This window comes from Nocardioides sp. YIM B13467 (assembly GCF_042788075.1).
Taxonomy (GTDB): Bacteria; Actinomycetota; Actinomycetes; order Propionibacteriales; family Nocardioidaceae; genus Nocardioides.
Genome location: NZ_JBHZPJ010000007.1, coordinates 38,573 through 53,500 on the forward strand (window position 1 = coordinate 38,573; position 14,928 = coordinate 53,500).

16 protein-coding genes and 2 tRNA genes are annotated in these 14,928 nt (G+C 67.4%); 8 read left to right on the plus strand and 10 right to left on the minus strand.

Features of this window, described 5'->3' with window-relative positions; genetic code table 11:
* Positions 1 to 2 precede the first annotated feature (2 nt).
* A complete protein-coding gene (locus ACFX43_RS01730; protein ID WP_378816241.1) occupies positions 3 to 884 on the minus strand; it encodes a hypothetical protein in 882 nt (293 codons plus the stop codon).
* Positions 885 to 1,000: 116 nt separating this feature from the next.
* The gene (locus ACFX43_RS01735) at positions 1,001 to 2,038 is read right to left on the minus strand and encodes a TauD/TfdA family dioxygenase (protein ID WP_378816243.1); all 1,038 of its coding nucleotides are present in this window, start codon (positions 2,036 to 2,038) and stop codon (positions 1,001 to 1,003) included.
* A 286-nt stretch (positions 2,039 to 2,324) separates the two neighbouring features.
* Between ACFX43_RS01735 and ACFX43_RS01740 the strand changes: the two genes are divergently transcribed.
* Entirely contained in the window at positions 2,325 to 2,696 is a 372-nt protein-coding gene (locus ACFX43_RS01740) for a hypothetical protein (RefSeq protein WP_378816246.1), read from the plus strand.
* A gap of 3 nt (positions 2,697 to 2,699) precedes the next feature.
* Here ACFX43_RS01740 and ACFX43_RS01745 read toward each other — a convergent pair whose 3' ends face one another.
* Complete coding sequence (locus tag ACFX43_RS01745; RefSeq protein ID WP_378816248.1) at positions 2,700 to 3,119, minus strand: MarR family winged helix-turn-helix transcriptional regulator; 420 nt, start codon at positions 3,117 to 3,119, stop codon at positions 2,700 to 2,702.
* 169 nt (positions 3,120 to 3,288) lie between these two features.
* Here ACFX43_RS01745 and ACFX43_RS01750 point away from each other — a divergent pair, with 169 nt between their 5' ends.
* The 5 genes from ACFX43_RS01750 (at position 3,289) to ACFX43_RS01770 (ending at position 6,168) form a co-directional block, all read left to right on the plus strand.
* Entirely contained in the window at positions 3,289 to 3,690 is a 402-nt protein-coding gene (locus tag ACFX43_RS01750) for a DUF1304 family protein (protein WP_378816250.1), read from the plus strand.
* 33 nt (positions 3,691 to 3,723) lie between these two features.
* Positions 3,724 to 4,227, plus strand: a complete 504-nt coding sequence (locus tag ACFX43_RS01755) for a hypothetical protein (protein ID WP_378816253.1) — start codon at positions 3,724 to 3,726, stop codon at positions 4,225 to 4,227.
* 42 nt (positions 4,228 to 4,269) lie between these two features.
* Positions 4,270 to 4,602: an ArsR/SmtB family transcription factor gene (locus ACFX43_RS01760; RefSeq protein WP_378816255.1), complete on the plus strand. Its 333-nt coding sequence runs from the start codon at positions 4,270 to 4,272 to the stop codon at positions 4,600 to 4,602.
* Positions 4,603 to 4,604: 2 nt separating this feature from the next.
* Complete coding sequence (locus ACFX43_RS01765) at positions 4,605 to 5,201, plus strand: SRPBCC domain-containing protein (protein WP_378816258.1); 597 nt, start codon at positions 4,605 to 4,607, stop codon at positions 5,199 to 5,201.
* A gap of 259 nt (positions 5,202 to 5,460) precedes the next feature.
* Positions 5,461 to 6,168: a hypothetical protein gene (locus ACFX43_RS01770; RefSeq protein WP_378816261.1), complete on the plus strand. Its 708-nt coding sequence runs from the start codon at positions 5,461 to 5,463 to the stop codon at positions 6,166 to 6,168.
* Positions 6,169 to 6,312: 144 nt separating this feature from the next.
* Here the strand turns inward: ACFX43_RS01770 and ACFX43_RS01775 are convergent.
* The 3 genes from ACFX43_RS01775 to ACFX43_RS01785 all read right to left on the minus strand — a co-directional run bounded on the left by ACFX43_RS01775 (position 6,313) and on the right by ACFX43_RS01785 (position 7,550).
* Positions 6,313 to 6,385 (minus strand) — tRNA-Ala (locus ACFX43_RS01775).
* Between the two features lie 17 nt (positions 6,386 to 6,402).
* A complete protein-coding gene (locus ACFX43_RS01780) occupies positions 6,403 to 6,522 on the minus strand; it encodes a DLW-39 family protein (RefSeq protein ID WP_218131262.1) in 120 nt (39 codons plus the stop codon).
* An 80-nt stretch (positions 6,523 to 6,602) separates the two neighbouring features.
* Complete coding sequence (locus ACFX43_RS01785; protein ID WP_378816264.1) at positions 6,603 to 7,550, minus strand: hypothetical protein; 948 nt, start codon at positions 7,548 to 7,550, stop codon at positions 6,603 to 6,605.
* Positions 7,551 to 7,622: 72 nt separating this feature from the next.
* On the opposite strand from ACFX43_RS01785, the gene ACFX43_RS01790 reads away from it, so the two are divergent.
* A complete protein-coding gene (locus ACFX43_RS01790; protein ID WP_378816267.1) occupies positions 7,623 to 8,552 on the plus strand; it encodes an MBL fold metallo-hydrolase in 930 nt (309 codons plus the stop codon).
* A 340-nt stretch (positions 8,553 to 8,892) separates the two neighbouring features.
* On the opposite strand, the gene ACFX43_RS01795 is transcribed toward ACFX43_RS01790, so the two are convergent.
* Positions 8,893 to 8,966 (minus strand) — tRNA-Ile (locus tag ACFX43_RS01795).
* A gap of 109 nt (positions 8,967 to 9,075) precedes the next feature.
* Between ACFX43_RS01795 and ACFX43_RS01800 the strand changes: the two genes are divergently transcribed.
* On the plus strand, positions 9,076 to 9,381 hold the full coding sequence (locus ACFX43_RS01800) for a hypothetical protein (RefSeq protein ID WP_378816269.1): 306 nt from the start codon (positions 9,076 to 9,078) through the stop codon (positions 9,379 to 9,381).
* A 177-nt stretch (positions 9,382 to 9,558) separates the two neighbouring features.
* On the opposite strand, the gene ACFX43_RS01805 is transcribed toward ACFX43_RS01800, so the two are convergent.
* From ACFX43_RS01805 to gyrB, 3 genes are read right to left on the minus strand one after another with little or no spacing between them, the layout of a single operon-like run.
* Positions 9,559 to 10,116, minus strand: a complete 558-nt coding sequence (locus tag ACFX43_RS01805) for a DUF3566 domain-containing protein (protein WP_378816272.1) — start codon at positions 10,114 to 10,116, stop codon at positions 9,559 to 9,561.
* A complete protein-coding gene (gyrA, locus tag ACFX43_RS01810) occupies positions 10,116 to 12,815 on the minus strand; it encodes a DNA gyrase subunit A (protein ID WP_378816275.1) in 2,700 nt (899 codons plus the stop codon). Before gyrA ends, ACFX43_RS01805 begins: the two co-directional genes overlap by 1 nt.
* Before the next feature lie 49 nt (positions 12,816 to 12,864).
* Positions 12,865 to 14,928: a DNA topoisomerase (ATP-hydrolyzing) subunit B gene (gyrB, locus tag ACFX43_RS01815; RefSeq protein WP_378816416.1), complete on the minus strand. Its 2,064-nt coding sequence runs from the start codon at positions 14,926 to 14,928 to the stop codon at positions 12,865 to 12,867.

The window sequence follows — 14,928 nt, forward strand, 5'->3', positions numbered from 1 at the left end:
CCTCAGTCGCAGACCGCGAACGGGACGGGTTCGCTGGTGACCAGGGTGGCCGCGGTCACCGGGTTCGTCACCCGGAACCCGATCCGCCCCGTGGCCGGATCGGCGACACCGTTGGTGAAGACCTTCTGGTACGCCGCGGCCTGATCGCCCAGCTCGAGCCGGACGAACAGGTCGTCACGGTCCTCGCCGAGACGCAGGGTGGCCAGCCCGCCGCCGAACTCGACCGAGTAGGCCTCGACCGGAGCCAGCCGGGTCTTCTCCTTCGGCCCACCCTCGGCGCAGCCCTTGACGACGTACGTCGAGGTGGCGGGGCCTCCAGCGACGGCGACCATCACCTCCTGGGCCGCCCAGTTCTCCACGTCCGGGCCTGCGGTGTTCTTGGTGATCAGGTGGGTCTCCGGGTCGAACTTCGCGCCCTTCAGCGGGCCGACGCCCGCCTTGATCGCCGGTCCGGGCTTGACCCGGTCGGCGACCTTGATGACGTACCCATCCTTGCCGCCACCGGTGAACCTGGCCTCCCAGATGACATCGGCAGCGCCCCACTTGTAGTTGTCGCGCAGACGCTGGTCGACCTCACGCAACAGACCACCGCTGACCTGGGCGGCCTCCTTGTCGGCCCGGTTCCACAGGTCGCTCTGGTCCGCGGGGCTAGACCGGCTGCTGACGTCGTCGAGCCCGAAGAGGGACTTCACCTCGTCGTAGTCGGTCACCGCCAGTGTCTTGGCGCCGTCGGGCACGAACGTCATGGCTGCCTCGACGGGGCCCATGGTCGGGACGTACACAGGGTAGGTGTCCTCCGACGCCGCCGCTTCCGGCTTCTTCGGCTCGCTGTCGTCCCCGCAGCCGACCAGCGCAAGGGCCAGCCCAACGGACAGCACGCACATGCCCCATCGCCTCACGTTCACCCCAACGAGTATTCCCGATCCCTGTCACGGTGTGCGTCACGAAATAGATGGAGGCCGCAGGCGGAACGCGCCTGCGGCCTCCTTGATCCCGAGCGTCAGCGACCAGCGCCTGTGAGCTCAAGGGATGCGGGAAGAGGCTCGAGCACCGGGTCGATGATCCGCGAGGAGGCCTCGGACCGAGCGACCCGACTGCGGCGCAGGTCCTTGACGGTCGTGAGGCGGCGGAGCCAACGGTCGGTGCCGTCGTAGCGAGCCGTGAAGGGCTTACGGCCGTGCAGAGCACGGTGGTTGTCGACGATGAGGATCTCGCCGGGCGCCAGCGCGACGTCCTCGACGTTCGCGGAGAGCTCCATGATGAGCAGCTGGAGGGCCCGGTCGGCCTCGACGTCACCCGGCAGAGCCGCCATGTAGGGCGGGTCGAGCCGGACATCGGGAGCCTGGGGCGAGCCGGAGAGAACGGCGGTCGGCGCGGCGAGCAGCTCGCCCTCGTTGACGCCGGCCTCGCGGAGGTTGCGCAGGTGCTCGTCGTCGGGGTGGATGACGTAGCGCGGCTCGAACAGCGGAGCGTACTCAGGGCCGGTCACGTCGATCGAGCTGATGCCGACCGCCGTGGTCGGGATCATGTCCTCGTTGCGCAGCGAGATCAGCCCGAGGTGGTCGCAGCGAAGGTTGCTGAACGCGTCCTCGATGTGCAGGTCGAGCACGACGTCGCTGCTGTGTCCGGTCTGCAGGCTCTCCTGCTTCTGGATCGGCAGGATGTTGTTGACCAGCTGGCCACCCTGCAGCGAGGACCAGGAGACGGCGTCGCCGAGCTGGGCCATGATCAGGGCGAGCCAGAAGTCGGCCATGTGCGGGGCCTGGGCGTCGGGGTGGTTCCAGTGCGGCGGGGTCGGGCCGGCAGTCACCGGGAGCCCACTGACCACCAGAGCGTCGGTCGCGTCGCCGTAGCGGAAGGCGCGGATCGCCTTGGCGACGCTGTCGGGAAGCTCGCCACCGAGGAAGGGCGCGGTCTCGAGGAACTCCGAGGAGACCGGGCTCCCGAACCGGGCGAGCAAGGACTCCGACAGCTCGGCTGCGGCCTGGGACTCTGCTGGGGTCATCTCGACCCGGGTGACTACGGACTCTGCGCCCACGACATTGACCTCTCGGACTTTGCGGTGGAGGGGTTCGTCAGAAGCGTTTTCTGGCGCCCGCACCAAAGGGTTTCCTAAGTTCGAGACCACTTTGTTCCGCCGTACGGAATTCAAACGAGTGATAGGTCCAAATATCGAGACGATAGGTATTAGGCCCCTTGCGTAATCGCCGCGAACCTGTTTAGGGAATGTATCTCCCTTGCGGTCCGCCAGTTACCGGAAATTGCCCGTCTGGCGGGGGTTCCGGAGGCCGTACGCATCCCGTCCGGGCCCTATCCTGAGCCCCATGACAGCGACGACTCCGCCGGGACCACCTCCGAGGGCAACGGCAGGATTCGGCGGCTCGACGGCCGACCAGGTGCTGACCGTCATCCTGATCATGCTCGGTTTCGGCGGATGCGTCATGGGGAGCTTCTTCGGCGCCTTCTCCATCATGGCCAGCAACGGGTGCTCCGAGACCTGCAACGACACGATGATCAACGCCGGCGTCGCGGTGATGGTCTTCACCCCGTGGATCTGCTGGCTCGTCTCCGGCATCTGGGGGATCGTCCGCCTGGCCCGCAAGAAGCTCGCCGTCCTGGTCGTGGTCGCCGGGGGCGTACTCGCGGTTGCCCTCTACATCCTCGGACTCGTCCTCCTGCTGGCCACCATCGACTGAGCATCACTGGTACGGATCGACGAGCTCGCGCAGCGAGGTGAGCGCCTCCCGCAGAGCTGACGCCAGACGCGGGCCGAGATGGTCGTTCCACTCCTGCTCGACGCTCATCACCACCTCCCGAGCGCGGTCGGCGGCATCCTGCCCCGCCGCCGTGAACCTGATCAGGCGCGCCCGGCCGTCGACCGGGTCCGGGACCCGCTCGACGAGCCCCTGGCTCTCCAGCGCCGCGACCAGCACGCTCGCGGTCTGCTTGGTGACCTGGGCCTGCTCGGCCAGGTCGACCAGGCGCGAGCCGTCCTCAGCGATCCGCTGGGCCAGCCGTGCCTGCGCGACGGTGATGTCGTAGCCGGCGTCCCGCATCGCGGAGATGACCCGTTCGTCCATCGCCCGGTAGGCGATGAGCATGAGCGTTGCGACGTCCATCGAACCCCTTGACACTGTGCGGCACCCTGGTCAATATAGTCAGTAAGACTGACTATATCGCTCTCCGGTGTCCAGACACAGCGGTCTGTTCACGGGGCTCCGCCGGACGCGTGTTGCTTCCACGATTCTCCACAGCCTCGCCCTCCGAGGCCCGTCCCGAGCAGGTCCCATGAACGCAGTCGCGCAGCTCAGTGCCGGCATCTCCGCCCTGATCCTCATCGCCGTCTTTCCTTTCGAGGCCTTCCTCATCCACCGCCCCGAGGTCCAGCGGTTCCTCGGGATCGAGCCGAACGGCATCCGCAACGTCCACCTGTGGTCCTTCTGCATCGGCGCCCGCAACGCCCTCGCCGGCGTCGGCACGCTCGCCGGTCTCTGGATGGTGAACTTCGGCGACGAGTCCACCGGTGTCACCGTCGTGGTCGTGACCTCCATCTACATGCTGCTCGCGTCGTTGTTCATGGGGATCGCCGACGCCCTCGGATACTGGCTCCCACGCGGCGGCAGCGTCAGAGGCACCATCGCGTCCGCCGTCCTGCCCGCGGTCGCGCTGATCGCGATCGCAGTTGGATAGCGGGATGCACTCCCGGCCACTACGCTCCGACCCATGGGCGCAGCGGTCATCTCGGGACTCTTCGCGGTGGCACTCGCGTGCCTCGCCTGGATATTCAAGAACGGCAGTCGCCGAGCCCGTCTCCTCAGCCGGATCGAGCGATACGTCCAGCTCCTCAAAGACCTTCCCGAGGGCCATCCGGCGCGTGTTCACCTGGACGCGGCGCTCGCCGCCGATACCGAGCAGCTGCTTGCCCTGACGGGACGGAAGGCACCCGCGGCTGCTCAGGGCCTCCAGGAGCCTTGGCCCCGCCCCTCTTCGCGGCCGGCCGTGACGCCCGGCTCCGCCTACCCGGGCGGCGCTCCCGACAGAGACGAGCGGGATGACATCGACTGGGTGGGCGAAGAGCAGGAACGCCGGATCACACCTCCCGCTTCCGTCACCCAGCCGCCCCGGCGCGCCCTGCTGTCCGGACACGGGTCGACCGTTCTCTGGGTGCTCGCGGCCCTGTCCGCCGTTGTGACAGTCGGCCTGGTGGTCAACGATCTGCTCTTTTAACATGCCTTGACAGGCATATTCCCTTCAAGGCATATTAGGGGTGTGCCCACCCGCGACGTCTTCAGCGTGATCGCCGACCCGACCCGTCGGCAGATCCTCGACCTGCTCTGTCAGCGCGAGATGGGGGTGGGCGAGCTGGTGGAGACCCTCGGGCTCGCCCAGCCGAACGTGTCCAAGCACCTGCGGACACTCGGTGAGGCGGATCTGGTTCACGTACGCATCGACGGACCGCGTCGTCACTACCGGCTGCGCCCCGAGCGGCTCCGCGAGCTGGAGGAGTGGCTGGCGCCGTACCGCCGGATGTGGGCGGATCGTCTCGATGCGCTCGAGCGTCACCTGGACCAGCTCGACGACGCTGACCACAAGGAGGACTGAAGATGACCACGACGACCGGACCCATGGGCGAGGTGCTCCTCGACGGCGAGCGGAGGGGTCTTCGCTACGTACGCGTGCTCCGCCACTCACCCGAGAAGGTGTGGCGAGCCCTGACCGAGACGGACGGCCTGCGGCACTGGTTCCCGACCGACATCGTCGGTGAGCGTGCTGCCGGAGCGCGCTTGAGCCTCCCGTTCTGGCCCGAGGGCCTGGAGCTGGCGAGCACCACCGAGGCGATCGAGGAGATGGGCGTCGACCCGGAGAGCTACGTCTCGGAAGGGGAGCTGCGGGTCTGGGACCCGCCTCGGACCTTCGAGTTCACGTGGGGGATGGACGGTCGCGAAGACCTGACCGACCTGCTCCGCTTCGACCTCGAGCCCATCGACGACGGCACCCGCCTCACCTTCACCACCTGGCTCGCCGGACCCACCGGAAACACCGACACCGCCGTCGGCTGGCACGTCTGCCTGGACGAGCTCGCCGACCTCCTCGACAAGGGCCCGTCGCCCATGACCGAGGAGGCCTCTGCCCACGTCGTCCAGCACGTCATGGACCGCACCGACGAGCTGCGACCGACGTACGCCGCCCTGCTTTCGTAGCCGGCGCGGGTGACCGGGCGTACGAACGAATTTTCGTTCTTACGCCGTCAGGGGATGTCGCCGTCGACGAGGTGACACAGCACGGCGGTCGCATCGTCGTGCCGCTTCCCCTGAAACTCGGTCCGCGTGGGTCCGCGGAACCTGCTCTACGAGCGCTGTTGGGGTTCTGTGTGCCGAATTCACTGACGGATGCCCGCAGGGGTGTTTTAATGCAAACGCGCCGCATGTCGCAGCGCCTCGACTTCGAAAGAAGACCCCCATGCTCCGCAAGTTCACGCTTGCTGCCGCGGCCCTTGCGCTCGGCGCAGCGACCCTGTCACTCGGTGGTTCCGCGCAGGCTGCGACCACCCCATCGGTCAATGTCACAAGCGCCTGCCAGGGCGGCGCTGGTGTCATCACCGTCGGCGCCCGGCGCTCGCCCACCGGTGGCACCATCGGAACGACCGTGATTCGTGACGTGAAGAGGTCCAATTGGTCCGGATTGACGATGGTCGGCAACAGCGAGCCATCCGATCCGTCGACTGAGCCAGCGATGCTCCACCCGGTCGACGGCGTCGTACGCGACACCACGAAGTCCACCCTCGCCTGGCCGAAGCCGGTCATGGGCATGTACTTCTCGGGTGACTACTCGGTCTTCTGCGTCGGACGTGTCGACCAGAACCCCTACCGAGTCATCGGTATGGGCCCGTCCTCCCAGATCACCGTACGCCGCGACTCCGGCGTTGTCCGGGTCGAGGGCGAGGCGAACCGGCTCGGCAAGTACCGCCTCACCGTACGCCTGTGGACTCCGGCCGGCTTCCAGGAGAAGTCGACGGTCGTCAACGTGGGTGTTGACACGAACATCGGCGAGTTCCGGCACCGCTTCACCGGCTTCAAGCGGACCAACAAGTTCACCAAGGCCGTACTGATCGCAAAGAACATCCGAAGCGGCAAGACCACCACGGTCACAGTGCGACGCACGTTCTGATCTTCAATACTGCTCGTGGCCCCGTCGATCCGGCGGGGCCACGATGTCTGAGAAGGCTCAGACGCGGCGGGCGAGATCAGGATTTAGCCCTCTGGCCGCTGACCCCGGCTCACTCGCTTTCGCGTTTTGCCTGGTCATAGTGGGTGGAGCGTAGGGGACTCGAACCCCTAACCCCCTGCTTGCAAAGCAGGTGCGCTACCAATTGCGCCAACGCCCCGGACGGGTGTCCGTCGGTCAGTTCACCTTGTCAGTCGCCGCGGCCCAGTGACCCTTCTCGGGGTTGGACTGGTCGAGCTTCTTCTTGGCGAGGATGATGCCAGCCGCGGCCAGCAGTACGAGGACGATCTTCTTCATGTCTTCTCCTGCGAGTCGTGGTGGGCATCGCTGCCCGTTAGACCAGGAAAGCGTACCGGCCCGCCATGAAGCGTACGAAATCAACCGGCCTCGGGGTCTGGGGCGAGGCCCAGGGAGGCGATCGGGGTGCAGGTCATGTGGGTGCTCGCCCACATCCGGCCGGTCAGGATGCCGAACCCGTACGCCGAGGGCCGGCTGTAGGGCGAGGCGCCGGACTCGTAGGTGGCGATGAGCTCGCCCGAGACCTCGACGATCGCCTCGGCCATGTTGGGGAACTTGTACTTCCGCCGGACCGCGCCGACGCCGCCGTCGGGCTTCCGTTCGCAGACGAAGATCGTGCTCGGGCGGTGCCGGCCGAACGAGGAGGAGAAGACGTACTCGTCGCGGCGCACGACGACGCCCTGGACCTTGGGCGGGGTCTTGGTCGAGATGACCGGCTCGGAGAAGTCCCACTCACCGTTCGCCCCCTTCTCATAGGCGAACAGCGTTTGGTTCCCGAAGCCGCCCACGTAGAGGCGGTCTCCCCGGATCCGGCAGTAGGAGCCGGCCGCCACCTTCGCAGGTGCCTCGATCGGCTCGACCTCGGCACCCTTCGCCGCCTCCCGGATGGCCGAGAGCGAGTAGCGGTAGAGCCGGCCGGTGCCGCCGCCGGCCCCCTTGGAGACCCAGACGTCGTCACCGTCGATCGCGACTCCGCCGGCGTGACCGGGACCGGCCTTGCCGTTGTGACCCACGAGCAGCACCTCGGCGGCGGTCTTCCCGCTCTTCAGGTCGACCAGCACCAGCGCCGAACCCTTGTCGTGGGAGTAGTAGCTCTGGGCCAGCATGTTGGTGTCCGGGCCGTAGCCCAGCCCCTGCGGCGTCCAGTCATCGGTGCCACCGGTGGCGAGCGTGTTGGGGATGAGCGGGCCGACGCGACCACCCAGCCGCTGCCCCCACCTCTCGGTGCGCTTCATCCCGCCCTTGACCCACCGGCGAGTACGTCCCGGGATGGAGTCGAGGTCGAACGGAAGGTCGATCTTCGTCATGACGGTGATATTCGCATGCGGTTCCTACCGCGGTCGGATGGCGTACCGTGCCATGGTCGCTAGGTTCTTCGTGTGACGAGCGACCCCGCTGCTTCCCCTGCCACGCCGACAGCTCGAGAGCTGATCGGCGCCTTGACCGGATTCGGGCGCGGCATGCTGCGTCCCCGCCGCCCTGACCAACGGCTTCTCTCCTCGATCACCGACGCCGGCCTGCCCCCGGGCGACCGAACGGTGACGGTCAGCACGATGCCTCAGGTCCCGCGTTCGCTGCCCGCCGGTGGCCTCATCGAGGGCGCGGGCCTCCGCCGGCGCGTACGCAACGCGATGACCTGCTTCGTGATCAGTCATCCCGAGGCGACGTTCGTCGTCGATCCGTCCTACTGCCGGGATGCCCCCGAACGAGCCCTGAGCGAGCTCCCGGCCATGCTGCGACGCCTGGTCACGCCGCCGGCGGACACCATCGCCACCGTCGACTCACTGCAGACGGCGCTGGTCAAGCCGGACTTCGCCCTCCCGACCCACGCACACTGGGACCACGTCTGCGGCCTCCTGGACCTCCCCGGCCTGCCGGTACGCCTGCGGACCACCGAGCGCGACTGGATCCTCGGCCCCGGTCAGCCGCCCGTCGGCGGCGTGCGCCCGGCCCTGACCGATGGCCGACCCGTGGAGACGTACGACCTCGACGGCCCGCCCGTCGCGACCTTCACCGCCTCCCACGACATGTTCGGCGACAGCTCCGTCCTGCTCGTCGAGCTCGCCGGCCATACGCCAGGCAGCATCGGCGTCCTCGCCCGAACCCCGTCGGGCTGGGTCCTGATCGCCGGCGACGCCGCCTGGCACTACGACCAGGTCGATCTGATCAGGCAGAAGCCGGCCTTCCCCGGAGACCTCGTCGACGAGGACCGAGACGCCGCCTTCGCCACCCTCCACCGCCTGCACCTGGCTCGCCACCTGATGCGGGTCGTCCCCACCCACGACCACGACGCGTCCAGCCGTCTCTGAGACCGAGACGCCCCCTCGTCATCGGCCGATTTCCTGGAGCCGGGGATCGTCTGGATATCGCGGAGTGGACGCAGCCACGTGCATCCGTGGCGCGTGACTGGTTACCGTGTTTGGTACCAACGGAGCCATCTGGGTGACTTCTCCTACGTGGAGTCTGACACCACGACGTGTGCCGTTGGTGCCGTGGTCTCGGGCACCGACTCGGGACCGCGGTCTAGTTATCGAGCCTTCGACGGGTGTGCGCGGCGGGCTCGAGGGCACCCCCGGCATCTGATGAGAATGACAGCCCTGAAACGAGGAAGAGGCCCCCGAAGGAGCCTCTGACCTGGCGAAACTGCTGTGCGCTTAGGAGGACTTGAACCTCCGACCCCCACATTATCAGTGTGGTGCTCTAACCGTCTGAGCTATAAGCGCAGGCGCCAACTGGAGGGTGGAAGCCCCGACCAGCAGGCGAGAGGAAACATTACCCGGCCGCTGCCCGGCGCACCAAAACGATGAGCCCCCATCGACCCTGGGGACCTAAATGTCCGACTCGAAGGACCTGCAGGCGGCCTTCGCGCGCGAGGATGCGGCCCGGATGCTGATTGCTCAGCGACGGATGCAGGACCGCGTCACGAGCTATGCCCAGCTCACCGTCGGCGGCCTCAGCCGGATCGACATCGAGCGGGCCGTACGCCGCAACGAGCTCCGCCGGGGACGTGACGACGGCCGACCGATCCACGTCGCCATCGACCATTCCCGCAAGCTGATGCCCCAGCCCGGCATCGTCGTCCACCGGATGCGCGACCTCGAGCGCAAGGCGTACGGAGGCACTCCGCCACACACCTGAATGTTTGGCCGCAGGTCTTCATCGTCCCTCGCCAGCCGTTTCTGGTGAGGATCCGTCCCACGCGGGCTGCTGTGTGACACAAGGTGCCGAACACCTCCCCCTGAACGAATGAACCTGGGGAGGGTCATCCGAACGATGTTCGGACAACCCTCCCCAGGTTGCGGGTTCGAGCGGGGCTCAGTTCTCGGTGAGCTCTACTTCCACGCCACCCAGAAGCGCGGCGGCCATGTTGTAGAGGAACGCGGCGAGGGTGGCGACGGCCGTCATCAGGACGATGTTGACGACCGAGACGACCATGGTGAAGCCCATGATGCGGGGGAGGCCGAGGTAGTCCTGCACGTTCCAGCCGGCGCTGGAGTCACCGACGACGTCCTGGACCGCCTGGTTGATCGAGTCCCACACACCGGCGGCACCGAGCACCGACCAGATGACGAAGACGGCGACGATCACCACGACGCTGAGCGCGATCGAGAGCAGGAAGGCCATCTTCATGACCGACCACGGGTCGATGCGGCTCAGGCTCAGACGGGCCCGGCGAGCCGAGCCACTGACCGCGTCCCGCTCCGCTCCGGCGGGGCCGGAGGTGCGGGCGGTCGAGGCGACCGCCGAGGTGGTACGCCTGGCCGCGTTGGCGACCGTGTCCGTGATCCGCTGGGTCACCGGCTGTGCTGCGGTCTCGTTCCGCTCGGTCATCGCGACTCCCCCAGTCGTGCGGTCGGCGGTGCGGTCCGTCATCAGGATTCATCTTCCGTCGTGGTCTCGGACGACGCTCCGTGCTCGTCGTCTCCACCGATTGTTACATCATCCGCAACCTCTGTCCCGGTGACGATGTCATCGTCGACCTCACGGGCCTCTACGGAGCGTGCGACGACGGCGACCGAGTCACCCTTCTTGGGCGAGACGAACTTGACGCCCTGGGTGGAGCGACCGGTTGCCCTGAAGTCGGCGTTGATCGGGCTGCGTACGACCTGACCGGTCGCGGTGATCGAGAGGATCTCGTCGCCGTCGACCACGATGAACGCACCGACCAGACCGCCGCGGTCGGCGTTGGCGAGGGCCATCGTCTTGATGCCCAGACCGCCGCGGGACTGCAGCCGGTATTCGGAGATCTTCGTACGCTTCGCGAACCCACCGTCGGTGATGGTGAAGACGAACTGCTCCTTGACCTCGTCCGGCGACTCGGCGCCGGAGACAGGAGCCGCGACGTCCGCGGTGTCCTCGTTGGCCTCGGAGAGCCCGGCCGCGATCTCGGCGGCGACGTGCTCTGCCCGGATGACCGACATCGACAGCAGCGAGTCGCTCTCCCGGAACTTCATGCCGGTGACACCCGAGGTCGCCCGGCCCATCGGCCGCAGCTGGTTGTCGTCGGCGCGGAACCGGATCGCCTGACCCTTGCGGGAGACCAGCAGGATGTCGTCCTCGGAGTTGACCAGCTCGGCGCCGATCAGCTCGTCGTCGTCCTCGCGGAAGTTGATCGCGATGACGCCGGCCTGACGCGGCGAGTTGTAGTCCCCGAGCCGCGTCTTCTTGATCAGACCGGAGCGGGTGGCCAGCACGAGGTAGGGCGCCTGCTCGTAGTCACGGATCGCGAGCACCTGGGCGATCGACTCGTCCGGCTGGAACGAGAGCAGCCCGGCCACGTGACCGCCCTTGGCGTCACGCGCCGCCTCGGGCAGGTTGTAGGCCTTGATCCGGTAGACCCGGCCGGCGGTGGTGAAGAAGAGCAGCCAGTGGTGGTTGGTGGTCGAGATGAAGTGCTCGACCACGTCGTCGCCGCGCAAGGTGGCGCCGCGTACGCCCTTTCCACCGCGCTTCTGGGTGCGGTATTCACCCGCGAGGGTGCGCTTGGCGTAGCCACCGCGGGTGATCGAGACGACCAGCTCCTCATCGGGGATGAGGTCCTCCATGGAGAGGTCGCCGTCGGCCGCGATGATCTGGGTGCGGCGGTCGTCGCCGTACTTCGCGACGATCTCGTCGAGCTCGTCGCCGACGATCTGACGCTGGCGGGCGACGTTGGCGAGGATGTCCTCGAGGTCGGCGATGATGACCTCGAGCTCGGCCAGACGGTCGACGATCTTCTGCCGCTCCAGCGCCGCGAGGCGACGCAGCTGCATGTCGAGGATCGCGTTGGCCTGGACCTCGTCGATCTCGAGCAGCCGGATCAGACCCTGGCGGGCGTCGTCGACCTCGGGGGAGGAGCGGATCAGCGCGATCACCGCGTCGAGCTGGTCGAGCGCCTTGACCAGGCCGCGCCAGATGTGCGCGTCCTCCTCGGCCTTGCGCAGCCGGAATGCCGTACGCCTCCGGATGACGTCGATCTGGTGCTCGACCCAGTTGGAGATGAACTGGTCGAGGGCCAGGGTGCGCGGCACACCGTCGACCAGCGCCAGCATGTTGGCGGAGAAGTTGGTCTGCAGCTCGGTGTGCTTGAGCAGGTTGTTGAGTACGACACGGGCGACCGCGTCGCGCTTGAGCACGACCACGAGCTGCTGCCCGGTGCGGGAGGAGGTGTTGTCCTTGACGTCCGCGATGCCCTGCACCTTGCCGGTGTCGGCCAGGTCGGCGATCTTCTGGGCGAGGTTGTCCGGGTTCACCATGTAGGGGAGCTCGGTGATCACCAGGTTGGTGCGGCCCTTGGCGTCCTCGTCGACCTCGATGACCGCACGCTGGGTGATCGAGCCGCGGCCGGTGCGGTAGGCCTGCTCGATGCCCTCGCGGCCGACGATCAGCGCGCCGTTGGGGAAGTCGGGGCCCTTGATCCGCTCGAGCAGCGCGTCCTGGAGCTCCTCGCGCGTCGCGTCGGGGTGCTCGAGCGACCACTTGGCGCCGGAGGCGACCTCACGCAGGTTGTGCGGCGGGATGTTGGTCGCCATGCCGACCGCGATGCCGGCCGAGCCGTTGACCAGCAGGTTCGGGAACCGCGCCGGCAGGATTGCCGGCTCCTGGGAGCGGCCGTCGTAGTTGGGCCCGAAGTCGACGGTGTCCTCGGTGATGTCGCGGACCATCTCCAGCGCCAGCGGCGCCATCCGGCACTCGGTGTAACGCATGGCCGCGGCCGGGTCGTTACCGGGCGAGCCGAAGTTGCCCTGGCCGTGGATGAGCGGGTTGCGCAGCACCCACGGCTGCGCGAGCCGGACCAGGGTGTCGTAGATCGCGGAGTCGCCGTGCGGGTGGTAGTTACCCATCACCTCACCGACGACACGGGCGCACTTGGAGAACCCGCGGTCGGGGCGGTAGCCACCGTCGTACATCGCGTAGAGCACCCGGCGGTGGACGGGCTTCAGGCCGTCGCGTACGTCCGGCAGCGCTCGGCCGACGATGACGGCCATCGCGTAGTCGATGTAGCTGGCCTGCATCGAGGACTGCAGCTCGACGGTCTCGATCCGGCCGCCGGCAGCGGTCTGCCCGGGGCCTTCCGGAGGAGTCTCGGTCACGATTTCACTTTCTGCATGCGTCTATCGGTATCTAGGGCCTCGGCGAGACTCAGATATCGAGGAATCGGACGTCCTTGGCGTTGCGCTGGATGAACGAGCGTCGCTCGGCGACGTCCTCACCCATGAGGATGGAGAAGATCTCGTCGGCGTGGGCGGCGTCCTCGAGGGTGACCTGCAGCAGCAGCCGCTGCGAGGGGTCCATCGTGGTCTCCCACAACTCGTCGGCGTTCATCTCGCCCAGACCCTTGTAGCGCTGGACCGGGTTCTCCTTGGGCAGCTTCTTGCCCTGCTCGAGGCCGTCACGCATGAGGGCGTCGCGCTCGGCGTCGGAGTAGACGAACTCGTGCTCGGCCGGCTTGTTCCAGCGCAGGCGGTAGAGCGGCGGCTGGGCGAGGTAGACGTACCCCTGCTCGATCAGCGGCTTCATGAACCGGAACAGCAGCGTCAGCAGCAGCGTGTTGATGTGGTGGCCGTCGACGTCGGCGTCGGCCATCATCACGATCTTGTGGTAGCGCAGCCGGTTGATGTCGAAGTCGTCGTGCACGCCGGTGCCCAGCGCGGAGATGATCGACTGGACCTCCTGGTTGGCGAGCACCTTGTCGATCCGGGCCTTCTCGACGTTGAGGATCTTGCCTCGGATCGGGAGGATCGCCTGGATGCGCGGGTCGCGGCCGGACTTGGCCGAGCCACCCGCGGAGTCACCCTCGACGACGAAGATCTCGCACTCTTCGGGGTTGGTCGACTGGCAGTCGGCGAGCTTGCCGGGCAGACCGCCGCCGCCGCCGATGCCCTTGCGGTTGCGGGCCAGGTCACGGGCCTTGCGGGCGGCGATCCGGGCCGAGGCGGCAGCCATCGACTTGCGGATGATCTCCTTGCCCTCGGCCGGGTTCTGCTCCAGCCAGGCACCGAGCTGGTCGTTGACCGCGCCCTGCACGAAGCCCTTGACCTCGGTGTTGCCGAGCTTGTCCTTGGTCTGGCCCTCGAACTGCGGCTCGCTGATCTTCACCGAGATGATCGCGGTGAGACCCTCGCGGATGTCGTCACCGGTGAGCCGGTCCTCCTTCTTCTTGATCTGGCCCCACTCCTCGCCCCAGCGGTTGATCAGGGTGGTGAGCGCGGCGCGGAAACCCTCTTCATGGGTGCCGCCGCCGGGGGTGTTGACCGTGTTGGCGAAGGTGTGGACCGACTCGTTGTAGGAGGACGCCTGCCACTGCATGGCGATCTCGACGCTCATCGGGTTCGGCGCCTTGTCATCGGTCTCGGTCTCGAAGGCGATGATGCTGGACACCGGGGTCTTGCGCTTGTTCAGGTGGTCGACGTAGTCGGCCAGACCGCGCTCGTAGTAGAAGGACTGCTCCAGCACCCGCTCGCCGTTGCCGGAGCTGTGCAGCTCGTCGGCGCTGTCGGTGTCGGACTCGATCGTGCCGTCCTCGACGGCCTCGGCGAGGGCGGAGGCCTCCGGACGCTCGTCGCGCAGCTCGATCCGCAGCCCCTTGTTGAGGAACGCGGTCTCGCGGAAGTGACTCGAGATGGTCTCGAGGTTGTAGTCGGTCGACTCGAAGATGTCGCTGGAGGCGTTCCAGGAGATCGTGGTGCCGGTGCGCTCGCCCTCCTCGAGCTCGCGCACCTCACGGAGGTCGTAGTTCGGTACGCCGCTGGTGAACTCCTGCTCCCACAGGCGGCCCCGGTTCTTGATCTCCATGTGGAGGTTGGTCGAGAGCGCGTTCACCACAGAGGAGCCGACGCCGTGCAGACCGCCGGAGACCTTGTAGCCGCCGCCGCCGAACTTGCCGCCGGCGTGCAGCACGGTCAGCGCCAGGGTCGCGGCGGGAATCTCCTGGCCGGCCGCGGTGTCGGTCGGGATGCCTCGGCCGTTGTCGGAGACGCTCACCCAGCCGTCCTCACGCAGCGTCACCTTGATGGTGTCGCAGTAGCCGGCGAGCGCCTCGTCGACCGCGTTGTCCACGATCTCCCAGATCAGGTGGTGCAGGCCGCGGGCTCCGGTCGAGCCGATGTACATACCCGGTCGTTTGCGGACCGCTTCGAGCCCTTCGAGGACCTGGATGGCAGACGCGTCGTATTCGACTCCGTCTGTGGTCTTGTCGTCCGGCAT

Excerpts from the sequence above, each read along its gene's own strand:
- gyrB (WP_378816416.1), bottom strand. The coding sequence starts at position 14,928 with ATGCCGGACGACAAGACCACAGACGGAGTCGAATACGACGCGTCTGCC.
- ACFX43_RS01800 (WP_378816269.1), top strand. The coding sequence starts at position 9,076 with ATGTCCGACTCGAAGGACCTGCAGGCGGCCTTCGCGCGCGAGGATGCG.
- ACFX43_RS01740 (WP_378816246.1), top strand. The coding sequence starts at position 2,325 with ATGACAGCGACGACTCCGCCGGGACCACCTCCGAGGGCAACGGCAGGA.
- ACFX43_RS01745 (WP_378816248.1), bottom strand. The coding sequence starts at position 3,119 with ATGGACGTCGCAACGCTCATGCTCATCGCCTACCGGGCGATGGACGAA.
- ACFX43_RS01785 (WP_378816264.1), bottom strand. The coding sequence starts at position 7,550 with ATGACGAAGATCGACCTTCCGTTCGACCTCGACTCCATCCCGGGACGT.
- ACFX43_RS01805 (WP_378816272.1), bottom strand. The coding sequence starts at position 10,116 with ATGACGGACCGCACCGCCGACCGCACGACTGGGGGAGTCGCGATGACC.
- ACFX43_RS01730 (WP_378816241.1), bottom strand. The coding sequence starts at position 884 with ATGTGCGTGCTGTCCGTTGGGCTGGCCCTTGCGCTGGTCGGCTGCGGG.
- ACFX43_RS01755 (WP_378816253.1), top strand. The coding sequence starts at position 3,724 with ATGGGCGCAGCGGTCATCTCGGGACTCTTCGCGGTGGCACTCGCGTGC.
- ACFX43_RS01780 (WP_218131262.1), bottom strand. The coding sequence starts at position 6,522 with ATGAAGAAGATCGTCCTCGTACTGCTGGCCGCGGCTGGCATCATCCTC.
- ACFX43_RS01765 (WP_378816258.1), top strand. The coding sequence starts at position 4,605 with ATGACCACGACGACCGGACCCATGGGCGAGGTGCTCCTCGACGGCGAG.
- ACFX43_RS01750 (WP_378816250.1), top strand. The coding sequence starts at position 3,289 with ATGAACGCAGTCGCGCAGCTCAGTGCCGGCATCTCCGCCCTGATCCTC.
- ACFX43_RS01770 (WP_378816261.1), top strand. The coding sequence starts at position 5,461 with ATGCTCCGCAAGTTCACGCTTGCTGCCGCGGCCCTTGCGCTCGGCGCA.